At 62.8% G+C, this 14,897-nt stretch carries 2 protein-coding genes (1 of these 2 cut by a window edge); both read left to right on the plus strand.

Annotated elements, in window-relative coordinates; genetic code table 11:
• Positions 1-11,374: the 3' portion of a non-ribosomal peptide synthetase gene (locus NK667_RS05430; RefSeq protein WP_054617354.1), read on the plus strand. Its footprint begins 2,168 nt before the window's first position; 11,374 of the gene's 13,542 nt are visible here — the last part of the coding sequence; its start codon lies beyond the left edge, outside the window; the stop codon is at positions 11,372-11,374.
• Positions 11,371-14,592, plus strand: coding sequence for a non-ribosomal peptide synthetase (locus NK667_RS05435; RefSeq protein WP_054617353.1), 3,222 nt, complete (start codon positions 11,371-11,373; stop codon positions 14,590-14,592). The genes NK667_RS05430 and NK667_RS05435 overlap by 4 nt, the downstream gene beginning before the upstream one ends.
• Positions 14,593-14,897 lie beyond the last annotated feature (305 nt).

Raw genomic sequence — 14,897 nt, forward strand, 5'->3', positions numbered from 1 at the left:
CGGCGCCCGAGTAGTCCTGACCGGCAAGGACGTGCACCAAGACCCGCAAGCCGTGCTCGAACTGATCGACCGCCACGGCGTGAGCGTGTTGCAAGCCACGCCATCAACCTGGCGCATGTTGCTCGACCACGAACAGGCCTCGATCCTGACTGGCCGTACCTTCCTGTGTGGCGGCGAAGCACTGCCGCAGGAATTGGCCGAGCGCATGCTCGCGCTGTCGCCAAAAGTCTGGAACCTCTATGGCCCGACCGAAACCACAATCTGGTCAGCCCTGCATCCATTAACGCGCGAGAACGCCAAGCCGTACCTCGGCAAACCGATCGACAACACCGCGCTGTACATCCTCGGCAGTGACCTGGAACTCAACCCGATCGGCGCGCCGGGTGAACTGCTGATCGGCGGCGACGGCCTCGCACGCGGTTATTTCGAGCGTCCATCGCTGACCGCCGAACGCTTCGTGCCAGACCCGTTTTCCTCCAGCGGCGAGCGTTTGTACCGTACCGGCGACCTGACCCGTTACCGCGCCGAGGGCGTGATCGAGTACATCGGCCGCATCGACCATCAAGTGAAAATCCGTGGCTTCCGCATCGAACTCGGCGAGATCGAAGCGCGCCTGTTGGCGCTCGATAGCGTGCGCGAAACCGTCGTCGTGGCGCAGGACGGCCCGACCGGGCCACAGCTGGTGGGTTACGTGGTCGCGGCAACAGCTGTCGAGGATGAAGCCGCGTTGCGTGCTGAACTCAAGGCCAGCCTCAAAGCCGAATTGCCGGAATACATGGTGCCTGCGCACCTGTTGTTCCTCGCGCAATTGCCGCTCACGCCCAACGGCAAGGTCGACCGCAAGGCATTGCCGTCGCCGGATGCCAGCCTGCTGCAATCGACGTACATCGCGCCGCAAACCGCGACTCAGCACAAAGTGGCCGAGATCTGGCAAGCAGTGCTCAAACTGGAGCAGGTCGGTTTAAGCGACAACTTCTTCGAACTCGGCGGCCACTCGTTGCTGGTCACCCAAGTGATTTCTCGCGTGCGCCAAGCGCTGAATGTTCAGGTGCCGTTGCGCACGTTGTTCGAACACAGCACGTTGCAGGACTTCGTCGCGGCACTCGGCGTGGAGCCGGCACACGCCGAGCCCGCCATTGTCGCGCTGCCACGCCAGCAACCGATGGCGTTGTCGTATGCCCAGGAACGCCAGTGGTTCCTCTGGCAATTGGAGCCGACCAGCAGCGCTTACCATGTGCCAGCGGCGTTGCGCCTGCGCGGCACTTTGGACCTGGCGGCGTTGCAGAATAGCTTCGACACGTTGATCACCCGCCACGAATCCCTGCGCACTCGTTTCATTCAACAAAACGAACAGACCTGGCAGCAGATCGATGCGCCGTCGCCCCTGGCCCTCACGGTGCAAACCCTCGATGGCGGACTCGACGACGAACGCCTCAAGGCGTTGGTGGCCGAAGAAACCCTGGCGCTGTTCGACCTGCAACAAGGTCCGCTGCTGCGGGTCAAGTTGCTGAAGCTGGCCGCCGACGATCACGTCCTGGTCCTGACCCTGCACCACATCGTCTCCGATGGCTGGTCGATGCAGGTCATGGTCGATGAATTGATCGAACTCTACGCCGGTTACAGCGTGGGCCAGCCGCGCCAACTGCCGGCGCTGGCGGTGCAATACGCCGACTATGCCGTGTGGCAACGGCAGTGGATGGAGGCCGGTGAACGGGAGCGCCAACTGGGTTACTGGACCGCGCAACTGGGCGGCGATCAGCCGTTGCTGGAGTTGCCGGCGGACCGTCCGCGTCCGGCCGAGCAAAGCTATCGCGGTGCGCGTCAGGACATCCCGCTGAACGCGGAACTGGCCACGGCACTGAAGCAAGTGGCGCAACGGGAAAACGTCACCCTGTTTGCACTGTTGCTGGCCTCGTTCCAGACCTTGCTGCATCGCTACAGCGGCCAGGCCGACATTCGCGTCGGCGTGCCGGTGGCCAACCGCAACCGCCTCGAAACCGAAGGCTTGATCGGCTTCTTCGTTAACACCCAGGTGCTCAAGGCCGAGATCGACAGTCAGCAGACGTTCCGTGGTTTGCTGCAACAGGTCAAAAACACCGTGCTCGGCGCCCAGGCCCATCAAGACCTGCCGTTCGAGCAACTGGTCGATGCCCTGCAACCGGAACGCAGCCTCAGCCACAGTCCGTTGTTCCAGGTGATGCACAACCACCAGAGCCAGGCCCGTGAAGCACGTGGCGCGGCGCGTCTGCCGCAGATCGAGATCGAAGGGCTGACCTGGGCTTCGCACACGGCGAAGTTCGACCTGACCCTCGACACCTTTGAATCCGTCGACAATGTCTGGGCCGAACTGACCTACGCCACTGACCTGTTCGACGCCGCGACCATGGCGCGCATGGCGGAGCATTGGACGAATCTGCTGAACGCCATCGTCGCCGATTGCGGCCAGCGCATCGCCGAGTTGCCGTTGCAGGACAACGCCGAACGTGAGGCAACGCTGCTGCAGTGGAACCCGGCCGTGGCGGATTTCCCAAGTCAACAATGTCTGCATGAACTGATCGAAGCCCAGGCCCTGCGTGCGCCCGAAGCGATTGCCGTGACTTACGGCGAGCAAAGCCTGAGCTACGCCGAGCTGAATGCGCGGGCCAACCCGCTGGCGCACAAACTGATTGAAAGCGGCGTCGGCCCGGACGTGCGCGTCGGCCTCGCGGTCGAGCGCAGCCTGGACATGCTGGTCGGCCTGCTGGCGATCCTCAAGGCTGGCGGCGCCTATGTGCCGCTGGACCCGACGTATCCAGAGGAGCGCCTGGCCTACATGATCAGCGACAGCGGCATTCGCCTGCTGTTGACCCAAAGCCATCTGCTCGGTCGCCTGCCGGTGCCGGACTCGGTGCGCAGCTTGATGCTGGATCAGGATCGCGACGGCCTCGAAGGCTACAGCGATGCCAATCCGCAAGTGGTCATGAGCCCGGACAACCTGGCTTACGTGATCTACACCTCCGGTTCCACCGGTCAGCCGAAGGGTACTTTGCTCGCCCATCACAACGTGCTGCGCCTGTTTGAAGCGACCCAAGACTGGTTCAATTTTGGCCCGCAGGATGTGTGGAGCCTGTTCCACTCCTACGCCTTCGATTTCTCGGTCTGGGAAATTTTCGGCGCGCTGCTGTACGGCGGCAAACTGGTGGTGGTGCCGTACGAGGTCAGCCGTTCGCCGGAAGATTTCTACGCCTTGCTGTGCCGCGAGCGCATCAGCGTGCTCAACCAGACGCCGTCGGCGTTCAAGCAGTTGATGCAAGTCGCCTGCGCGCCGGAACATGCAGCGCTGCAACCGTCCCTGCGTTACGTGGTGTTCGGTGGCGAGGCGCTGGAGGTCAAGAGCCTGCGCCCGTGGTTCGAGCGTTTTGGCGACCAGGCTCCGCAACTGATCAACATGTACGGCATCACCGAAACCACGGTGCACGTGACCTATCGTCCGTTGACTTTGGCGGACTTGCAGCGTGACGCGAGCAGTCCGATTGGCGAGCCGATTCCGGACTTGTCCTGGTATTTGCTCGACGGCGATCTGAACCCGGTCGCCAAGGGTTGCATCGGCGAGTTGTACGTCGGTCGCGCTGGCCTGGCCCGGGGTTACCTGAACCGTGCCGACCTGACCTGCCTGCGCTTTATCCCGGACCCGTTCGCTGCCGACGGCGGTCGCCTGTACCGCACCGGCGACCTGGCGCGGTATCGCGCTGACGGCGTGATCGAGTACATCGGCCGCATCGACCACCAAGTGAAGATTCGCGGTTTCCGCATCGAACTCGGCGAAATCGAAGCGCAACTGCTGGAACAGCCTGCCGTGAGCCAAGCGGTGGTGCTGGCGCAACCCGGCCTCAGTGGCCAGCAATTGGTTGCCTGGCTGGTACCGGCCGACGCCGCGTTGCTCGACGCCGACTCGATCACCCAAGGCCAATGGCGCGACAGCGTGCGTGCCGCGCTCAAGGAAAACCTGCCGGATCACATGATCCCGGCGCACCTGTTGCTGTTGGCGCAATTGCCGCTGACCGGCAACGGAAAACTCAATCGCAATGCTTTGCCGTCCCCGGATGCGAGCCAGGCGCAGCAGGCTTATCAGGCCCCGCAAAGTGAGCTGGAACAGCGCATCGCGGCGATCTGGCAAGACGTGTTGAAGCTGCCTCAAGTCGGGCTCAACGACAACTTCTTCGAACTCGGCGGCGATTCGATCATCTCGATCCAGGTAGTCAGCCGCGCCCGTCAACTGGGGATTCGCCTGAGCCCCAAAGACTTGTTCCAGCACCAGACCGTGCAGCGTCTGGCGCTGGTGGCCCAGGTCGGTGACAGCGAATCCGGCATCGACCAACAAGCGGTGAGCGGCGCGGCGCTGCTGTTGCCGATCCAGCAGCAGTTCTTCGACGATCAAATCCCCGAGCGTCATCACTGGAACCAGTCGGTATTGCTCAAGCCGCGAGTAGCGCTCGACGCTGAAAAAATCGAGCAGGTCCTGCGTGGACTGGTGGCGCATCACGATGCGTTGCGCCTGAGCTTCACCCCGCACAACGATGGCTGGGTGGCAGAGCATCAGTCGATTGAACAACTGCAACAGCCATTGCTATGGCAGGAATCGGTGGCTGATGCCGCCAAACTCGAAGCCTTGGGCAATCGCGCCCAGCGCAGTCTCGACCTGCAACAAGGTCCGTTGCTGCGCGCCGTGCTGGCGACCCTGGCCGATGGCACTCAGCGTCTGTTGCTGGTGATCCATCACCTGGCGGTGGACGGTGTGTCGTGGCGGATCCTGCTCGAAGACCTGCAAAACGGCTATCAGCAATTGCTCGACGGCCAGGCGTTGAAACTGCCGGCCAAGACCAGTGCCTTCAAGGACTGGAGCGAGCATTTGCAGCGCTATGCCAACAGTCCGGCGTTGCAGCAGGAACTGGCCTACTGGCAAGCCTGCCTGAGCGATGTGAGCACCGATTTGCCGTGCCTGCGCGACGATGCCGGCCAACAAAACCATCTGCGCGTGAATGTTCAGACGCGTCTGAATCAGAGCCTGACCCGACAATTGCTGCAAGAAGCCCCGGCGGCCTATCGGACCCAGGTCAACGACCTGTTGCTGACCGCACTGGCACGGGTGATCGGCCGTTGGACCGGCCAGCCATCGACGCTGATCCAGCTCGAAGGCCATGGTCGCGAAGAGTTGTTCGACGGGGTTGACCTGACCCGCACCGTGGGTTGGTTCACCAGCCTGTTCCCGGTGCGCCTGACCCCGGCCAGTGAGCCCGGTGCAGCGATCAAGCAAATCAAGGAACAACTGCGCTCGATCCCGAACAAGGGCATCGGTTTCGGCGCCTTGCGGCATCTGGGTGACGAGCAGGCGCAGCAATCCCTGCGTGCACTGCCAAGCCCACGGATCACCTTCAACTACCTCGGCCAGTTCGACGGCAGTTTCGAGGGCGATGAAGCGGCGCTGTTCACCCCGGCCCAAGACAACGCCGGGCTCGATCAAAGCCTTGAAGCGCCGATGGGCAACTGGCTGACCCTGAATGGCCAGGTGTATGGCGGCGAATTGAGCGTCGGCTGGAGTTTCAGCCGCGAACGTTTCGACACGGCCACCATTGAACGCCTGGCCGAGGACTACGCTGAAGAACTAGCGGCATTGATCGCGCACTGCGTGACCCCGGGCGTGCAGGGCCTGACGCCTTCGGACTTCCCATTGGCCGGCCTGACCCAGGCGCAACTCGACAGCGTGCCGGTAGCGCCGCAGCAAATTGCCGACATCTATCCGTTGTCGCCGATGCAGCAGGGCATGTTGTTCCACACCCTTTACGAGCAACAGGCTGGCGACTACATCAACCAGATGTGCGTGGATGTCGAAGGCCTGGATGTCGAGCGTTTCCGCGAGGCCTGGCAAGCGGCGGTGGGCGCCCACGATGTGCTGCGCAGCAGTTTTGTCTGGGACGGTGAGTTCAAGCGTCCATTGCAGGTGATTCACAAACAACTGGCCGTGCCGTTCACCTTCCACGACTGGCGCGCCCACAGCGATGTGGCGCTGGCGCTCAGCGAACTGGCGGCCGCACAGCGCCAGCAGGGTTTCGACCTTGCGAGCGCACCGTTGCTGAACCTGACCGTGGTGCGTCTCGACACCGCGCGTTATCACCTGATCTACACCAGCCATCACATCTTGATGGACGGCTGGAGCAATTCGCAGTTGCTCGGCGAAGTACTGCAACGCTACAGCGGCCAGGTGCCGGCGAACACGGCGGGGCGTTATCGCGATTACATCGAATGGCTGACCCAGCAGGACGCGCAGGTCACCGAAGGTTTCTGGAAAGGCCAATTGGCCGGATTCGATGAGCCAACCCGGTTGGCCAAGGCGCTGGTGTGGACCGGCAGCGAAGCCACCAACAGCGCACAGGGCGAACACTTCCTGACTCTGGACCTGACGCAGACTGCCGGGCTGAATGCCTTTGCCCGCGAACAGAAAGTCACCCTCAACACCATGGTGCAAGCCGCTTGGCTGCTGTTGTTGCAACGCTACACCGGGCTGGACACGGTCAGTTTCGGCGCAACGGTGTCCGGGCGTCCGGCGCAACTGGTCGGGGTCGAGCAACAGATCGGTCTGTTCATCAACACCTTGCCGGTGGTCGCCAGCCCGCGTGCCGAGCAGCCGCTGGCGCAGTGGTTGCAGCAGGTGCAGGCGCAGAACCTGGCGTTGCGCGAGCAGGAACACACCGCGCTGTTCGACATCCAGCGTTGGGCCGGGCAGGGCGGCGAAGCCTTGTTCGACAACATCCTGGTGTTCGAGAACTACCCGATCTCCGAAGCCCTGCAACAGGGGGCGCCGCAAGACCTGCGCTTCGGTGAAGTGGGCAACTTCGAGCAAACCAACTACCCGCTGACCCTGGCGGTCAACCTCGGCGCCGAGCTGTCGTTCCAACTGAGTTTCGACCGTCAGCAGTTCGATGAGACGGCGATTGAACAACTCGCCGGGCACCTCGCACACCTGTTGTTGCAAATGGTCGAGGCTCCTGCCGCCAGTTGCGTAGGCGATCTGGCGCTGGTCCCGAACGCAGTGCGCGAGCCGCTGGCGCTGCCGGCTGATGGTGTGGGCGTGCAGCGTTTGTTTGAGCTGCAAGCTGAACGCACCCCGGACGCCTTGGCGCTGATTTTCGACGAGCAACGCCTGAGCTATGCGCAACTGAATGCCCAGGCCAACCAATTGGCGCGCGTGCTGCTGCAACACGGCGTCGCCCCGGAAGTGCTGGTGGGCATCGCGGTCGAGCGCTCGACCCAGATGATTATCAGCCTGTTGGCGGTGCTCAAGGCTGGTGGCGCTTATGTGCCGCTGGACCCGGAATACCCGGCCGAGCGCCTGGGCGCGATGATCGAGGACAGCGGCCTGCGCGTGCTGTTGACCCAACGCCACCTCGCGGCGACGTTGCCAACCGCGGCGGGCGTGACTGTCCTGAGCCTGGATCAACTGGATTATCCGACTCAGACCGACAACCTGCCCGAGCGCAGCGGCCGGCAAAACCTCGCGTATGTGATGTTCACCTCGGGCTCCACCGGGCGTCCGAAAGGCGTCGGCATCACGCAATCGGCGCTGACCCGTCACACCCAGGTCGCTCTGGACGTCCTCGGCCTCACGCCGCAGGACCGTTCCCTGCAATTCGCCACGTTCAACTTCGATGCCTTTGTCGAGCAGCTTTACCCCGCGCTGATTTGCGGTGCCTCGGTGGTGCTGCGCGGTCAGGACATCTGGGACAGCGAAACCTGGTATCGCGAATTGCTCGACAAGCAGTTCAGCGTCAGCGACCTGACCACCGCCTACTGGAACATGTTGGCCAAGGACCTCGCGGCGGCGGGTCACCGCGACTATGGCGTGCTGCGCCAGATGATCGTCGGTGGCGAAGCCATGCCGCCGGAAGGGGTTGCCACTTGGGGGCAGGCCGGCCTCGGCCATGTGCGCCTGCTGAACACCTACGGCCCGACCGAAGCCACGGTCAGCGCCACGGTGCTCGATTGCAGCGACTACGTGTCCGGCCGCCTCCCGTTGCCGGTAAGCATGCCGATTGGCCGGGCGTTGGGCGGACGGGGGATTCATGTGCTCGACACCCAGGGCCAACCAGCGCCGGTCGGCGTGGTCGGTGAACTGGTGATTGGTGGTGAACTGTTGGCTCGCGGCTATTTCCAGCGCCCGGAACTGACCGCCGAGCGCTTCATTCCTGATCCGTTCGATCCAGTCGGCGGTGGCCGTGTGTACCGCACCGGCGACCTCGCGCGCTATCGCGCCGACGGTGTGATCGAGTACGTCGGGCGTCTGGATCATCAAGTGAAGATTCGCGGTTTCCGCATCGAACTCGGTGAAATCGAAAGCCATCTGTTACAGGTGCCAGCAGTGCGTCAGGCCTTGGTGGTCGCGCAACCGGGCGCCATCGGCCAGCAATTGGTGGCGTACGTGGTGTTCGACGATCCGGCGCACATCAGCGGCGATGCGTCCGCGCTGGCGGCGTTGCGCGATGACATCAAGGCACGCTTGAAAGCGAGCCTGCCGGATTACATGGTGCCGGCCCACGTGCTGTTCCTCGAAAGCCTGCCCCTGAGCCCGAATGGCAAGATCGATCGCAAGGCCCTGCCGGGCATCGACGCGAGTCTGGTGGCGTTGGACTTTGTTGCGCCGCAAGGCGAGCTAGAACAGCAGATCGCCACGGTCTGGCAAGACGTGCTGGAGCTGGATCAGGTCGGCCGCGACGATCACTTCTTCGAACTGGGCGGGCATTCCCTGCTCGCGACGCAAGCCGTCTCGCGCCTGCGCAAACTCACGGCTTGTACGCTGAGCCTGCGTGACCTGTTCAGCCATCCGCGACTCAAGGACCTGGCAGCGTGGATCGCGCAGCAGCAGGGCACACCGGAACCGAGCGGCCACAGTGTGGTGCTCAAGGCCCACGGCACCCGGCACCGCGCACCGTTGTCGCTGGTCCAGCGCCGCTTGTGGATCGCCGAGCAATTGTCCGGCGGCACGGCGGCCTATGGCATGCCGATGGCCCTGCGTTTGCGCGGCGAGTTGTCGGTGGAGCGGCTGATCGGCAGCTTCGCCGAGGTGGTGCGTCGTCACGAAGTACTGCGCACCGCGTACACCCAGGACGATGAAGGCGATCCGATTGCGGTGATCGCCGAGCAGGTCGATGTGGATTTCCCGGTGATCGATTTGTCCGGTCTGTCGCGCAGTGCCCAGGAAGAATTGGTCGCGCAAGCGGCCCTGGAAAACGCACGCACGCCGATTGATATGGAACACGCGCCGCTGCTGCGCGGGCGGATCCTGCACCTCGGGCCGACCGAGCACGTGATGCTGTATGCGATGCACCACATCATTTCCGACGGTTGGTCGATGGGCTTGCTGGTCAACGAATTGGTGCAGATTTACGAGCGTACCAAGGCCGGTGACCTGAACCCGCTGCCGCCGCTGGACGTGCAGTATTCCGACTTCGCGCTGTGGCAACAGGAGCTGGAACAGCAAGGCGTGCTGGCGCGTCAGGCCGAGTACTGGAAAACCCGACTGGCAGGCTACAACGGGCAACTGAAATTGCCAGCGGATAACCCGCGTGGTTTGACGCCGTCCTATGAGGGCGACGCGGTGCAGTTCCAGCTCACCCCGTCACTCAGCGCGGCATTGCGCAAGGTGTCGATGGACGCGGGCGTCACGCTGTACAGCACGTTGCTGGCGTCGTTCCAGGTGTTGTTGCACCAGGTCAGCGGTGCGGCGGATGTGCTGGTCGGTGCCGACGTGGCCGGGCGTGAACAGCCGGAACTGGAGCGCTTGATCGGCTTCTTCGTCAACGTCCTGCCGCTGCGTTCGCAGTTCGATGGCGCCACGCCGTTCGCCGGATTCCTGGCCCAGACCCAGGAAAACCTGCTCAGTGCGATGGAGCATCAAGACCTGCCGTTCGACATGATTGTCGACGCCTCGGACGTGCCGCGCCACAAGGGCATGAACCCGCTAGTGCAGGTGTTGTTCGTGATGAATAACCTGCCGGGACGCACCCAGTCCATGGGTGGTTTGAGCGTGGAATCACTGCCGGCGCTGGAGACCCATTCTAAATTCGACATGGCGTTGTTCGTTGACGATGAAGAAGGGCAATTGCTGGGTAATTGGCAATTCGCCACAACCTTGTTCGGACACGAGCGCATTCAGCACCTGGTCAAGGCCTGGATAGCCCTGTTGGAACAGATCGTCGCTGATCAGGACATTCAATTGGGAGCTATCAGCATGCCAGTCGACAATTTAGCGGTGGCCGCCAAGCCTGCCGTCCCCGGACCCAAGGCCGACAAACTCGGCAAGTTCCTCAAGCGCGGTGCCGCCCCGGTGGCCAAGGCCCGACCTGCGCCGATCCGCGAATCGCTGATCGCCGCGCCGCAGCCGTTCCCGCTGCTGCTGGAGCCGAACGAGCCGCAGCTGGACTTGATCGAGTGGATCAACCACAACCGCCCGCTGATCGAAGAAAAACTCGCCAAGCACGCCGGGATTCTGTTCCGTGGTTTCGAGCTCGACGGCATCCAGGGTTTCGAGGCGTTTGCCGAAGCGATCCAGCCGGGGCTTTACGGCCAGTACGGCGATCTGCCGAAGAAAGAGGGCGGCAAGAACACCTACCGTTCCACGCCGTACCCGGAACGCAAGATGATCCTGTTCCACAACGAGAGCTCCCATCAGGACCGCTGGCCGCGCAAGCAGATGTTCTATTGCGAGCAAGCCGCGCCCATCGGCGGAGCGACGCCGGTGGTGGATTGCCGCTTGATGTACGAAAAACTGCCGGCGGATTTGCGCGACAAGTTCGAGGAAAAGGGCCTGCTTTATGTGCGCACTTTCACCGACAACCTCGACGTGTCCTGGCAGCACTTCTTCAAGACCGAAGACCGCGCCGAAGTCGAGGCCCGTTGCCGGGCCGGTGGCATCGAGTGGCGCTGGCTCGACAACAATGAGCTGCAAACCCGCACCCCGGGCCCGGCGATCATCACGCACCCGGTGACCGGCGCCAAATCGTTCTTCAACCAGGTGCAACTGCACCACATCTACTGGCTGGAGCCAGATGTGCGTGAAGACCTGCTGTCAATGTTCGGCCTGGACCGCATGCCGCGCCACGTGTTCTACGGCGACGGCACACCGATCGAAGACGAAGTGATGCAACGCATCGGCGACTTGTACGAAGAATGCGCGGTGCGTTTCGACTGGCAAAAAGGCGACGCCATCCTGCTCGACAACATGCTGGTGGCCCACGCCCGTGATCCGTTCGAAGGCCCGCGCAAGATAGTCGTGGCCATGGGCGACATGTTCGACCGCAGCGCCCTAGAGCGCGTAATGAACACCGAGGAAACCGGAGCATGAACGAGGTATCGATGGACCAGCAGGACCTGGGTTTCGCCTTGACGCCTGAACAGCAACGCTTGCTGGAGCAGTTGCCAAAGGCCCCGGCCTGCGGCGATGCGCTGCGTTTCCTGGAGGTCGAGATCAACGGCGCCCTCGATCCGCAGCGGCTGCAAAGCGCACTGGACAGCGTGCTCGCGCAGCAGCCGATGCTGGTCGCGCGGCTGGGCAAGGCGCCGGGTTTCCATGGTTTGCGCCAGTTTGTCGGGGGCGCCGAGCGCTTCCCGCTGACCGTGCAGGCGCGGGTTGAAACCCCGGCCGGTATTCAGGCTCAGCTGGCTGAATGGGCGGAGCGTTCTTTTGTCGTCGGTGAATCCGAGGGCGCGCAAGCGGTGCTTTATCGCTTGGCCGATGATCAGTGGAAACTGGTGCTGGGCCTGGCCCGGCACAGCCTCGATGAAAGTGGCGTGCGCTTGCTGTATCAGCAATTAGTGCAGGCCTATGCGCAAGACGCGGCGGCGGACGATGACGAGACTGGGGAATTCACTCAGTACCTGGATTGGCGCAGTGAAGTGGTGCTCGACGAAGACGCGGCGGGTGCGCGTGTTTATTGGCAGGAACATTTGCTAGGTGCGGACCCTGATCTGAGTACGCCGTGGTTGGCGTATCGCAATCCGGGTTCTGCTGCTTCATCGGCGACTGAATCGCTGACCTTCGAACCTGCACTGCGCAGCGGTTTGCAGCAGGTCGCCGGGACGTTGGAGCAATCGCCGGGCGTGGTGCTGCAAGCAGCGTGGTGGTTGTTGCTGGGTCGGCTTAGTGGGCATGAACAGGTGCTGGTCGGTGTGCGGCACGACAGCCGCGAAGATTACGAATACTTCAGCGATGCAGTCGGTGTGTTCGCGAAAACCCTGCCGTTGAACCTGTCGCTGACGGCGAATACCGCGTTCAGCGCTTGGGTGGCCGAGTTAGCGGCGCGTCTGGATGAGCATCGCACCTGGCAGGAATACTGGTCGCCTGAACTGGCCCCGACAGCGGCTCGTCCGGCGTATGGTTTTGCCGTTTGCCGGGACACGCAGGCCGCGACATCCGGTGGTTTGCAGTGGGCGCCGCGTTCGACCGTACGCGAAGCGCTGTTTGAATTGATGCTTGAACTGGAAACGGACGAGGCGGGCAGTGCCCACGCATTCCACCTGCATTACAACCCGTCCCGCTACTCCGCTCAGGCGATCGAAGGGTTACTGGCACAGTTGCGCGTGTTGCTGGAAAACATCGTCGGCAATGCTCACGCCGAACTCGGTCAACTGAGCGTGTTGGGTGACGCTGAACAACAGCGTTTGCTGTCGATCAACCCGCCCGTGCAGGCGTTGGCCGATGCTCGATTCCTGCCGCAGCGGATTGCCGATTTTGCCCGGACCACACCGGACGCTATCGCCCTGACTGACGGCGATCAGCGCCTGACTTATGGGCAATTGCAGGTGAAGGTCGAGGCGCTGGCCCAGGCACTGAAAGCCCAGGGTCTGGCACCGGGGGCGATTGTCGCGCTGGCCTTGCCACGTTCGGCGGAGTTGGTGGTTGCGATGCTCGCGGCATGGCGCATCGGCGCGGCGTACCTGCCGCTCGACCCGCAATGGCCGCAAGCCCGTCAGGCCTTGATGCTGGAACAGGCTGGCGCTGCTTTGCTGCTGGTCGACGCCGCACACATTGCGCAATGGCACGATCATCCGTTGCCCTTGGCGACCGTGGACCGCGTGCTGCAATCGGCTCCGGCGGCGACGTCGGCCATTACGTTTGACACCCAGGGTGATCAGGCGGCTTACGTGCTGTTCACCTCCGGCTCCACGGGCGTGCCGAAAGGTGTGGTGATTGAACATCAACAGTTGCTCAACTACACCGCTCACGCCAGCCAGGCCTTGGGGCTGGAGCAGTGCCGGCAGTTCGGCTTCACCTCCACGGTGGCGGCGGACCTTGGCAACACCGCGCTGTTCGGCGCGTTGTTCAATGGCGCGGCGCTGCATGTGGCCAGCGATGAGCAAATGCAGGACGGCAATTTGTTTGCCGGTTTCCTGCAACAGCAAGCCATCGATTGCCTGAAGATCGTGCCGTCGCATTTGGCTGCGCTGCTCGACAGTGAGCGCGCGCAATTGCCGCAAACGCTGGTTCTCGGTGGCGAGCCGATTGCGCCGGCACTGGTGCAACGGATTGCCGGTTTGCGCAGCGATTGCCGGGTATTCAATCACTACGGCCCGACCGAAGCCACGGTCGGTGTGCTGGTGCATCCGCTGAGGCTGGATCTGCCGGACGCTGGCGTGCTGTCCCAGGTGTTGGGCAACAATCAGGTGTTTGTCCTCGACGACAATCTGCAACTGGCGCCGGTTGGTGTGCTGGGCGAGGTGTATTTAGGCGGCGCGCAGTTGTGCCGCGGCTATGTGAATGTCGAGGCCGATTCGGACGTGTTCATTCAGAGCCCGTTCAATCCTCAGCAGCGTTTATATCGTACGGGGGATCTGGCGCGTTATCGCCCGGATCTGGCGATTGCGCTGCATGGTCGGCGCGATCAGCAGATCAAGGTGCGCGGTTTCCGTATCGAACTGGCCGAGATCGAAGCCGAGTTGCTGCGCTTGCCGCAGGTCGCGCAGGCGCTGGTGTTGCCGGGGCAATCCGCGCAGGACGGGATGCTCGCTTTCATCGTCCCGCACGAGGCTCCTTCGGCGACGATGCTGGATACCGTTCGCGATGAACTGGCGCTGCGTTTGCCCAGCGTGATGCTGCCGCAGCATTTGCAATTCATCGAGAGCTTCCCGCGCTTGGCCAACGGCAAGGTTGACCGCAACGCGTTGCAACAACTGGCGTCCACCTCGGCGGACGATGAAGGCCTGCAACCTCGCGATGCGCTTGAGCAATTGCTGGTAACGCGCATGGCGCAATTGTTGGGGGTTGAGCGTCTGGGCATCGACCGGGACTTCTTCGCCGCCGGCGGCCATTCCTTGCTGGTGATCAAACTGGTGGCCGGCATTCGCAAGCTGTTGCAGTGCGAAATCCAGCCGGGCGTGGTGTTTGACCATCCGACCGTGGCGGGTCTGGCGGCGGCATTGCGGGCTCGGGAAAGCAGCCCAGGCCAACTGGAGAAAATCGCCCAGGCCCGGTTGCGACTGGACAACATGAGCCCCGAAGAAAAAGCGGCACTCACCGAAAAAGCCCGGCAACTGCAAAGCGCCAAGGCTGCGCAAAACGGTTAAGCCCTGCCTGATCTTGTGGGGGTGGGGTTGCTCGCGATTGCGGTGGGTCAGTCGCCTTCAATGGTGCCTGTGAGTCCGCCTTCGCGAGCAAGCTCGCTCCCACAGGGGAGATTTGTCGGGCACAAATCCAGTGTTCACCAGAGACCCAATGTGGGAGCGGGCTTGCTCGCGAAGGCGGTGAGTCAGTCAACATCATTGCTGAATGACACACCTCTTTCGCGAGCAAGCCCGCTCCCACAAGGGATTTTCATTGCCTGCAAAGGTGAGACAAGGATCACAAAAATGGCCGATGCCCAATGCATCGG

The sequence above is a fragment of the Pseudomonas nunensis genome (assembly GCF_024296925.1).
GTDB classification, from domain to species: Bacteria; Pseudomonadota; Gammaproteobacteria; order Pseudomonadales; family Pseudomonadaceae; genus Aquipseudomonas; species Aquipseudomonas nunensis.

Coding starts and splice junctions, on each gene's coding strand:
- NK667_RS05435 (WP_054617353.1), top strand. CDS start 11,371: ATGAACGAGGTATCGATGGACCAGCAGGACCTGGGTTTCGCCTTGACG.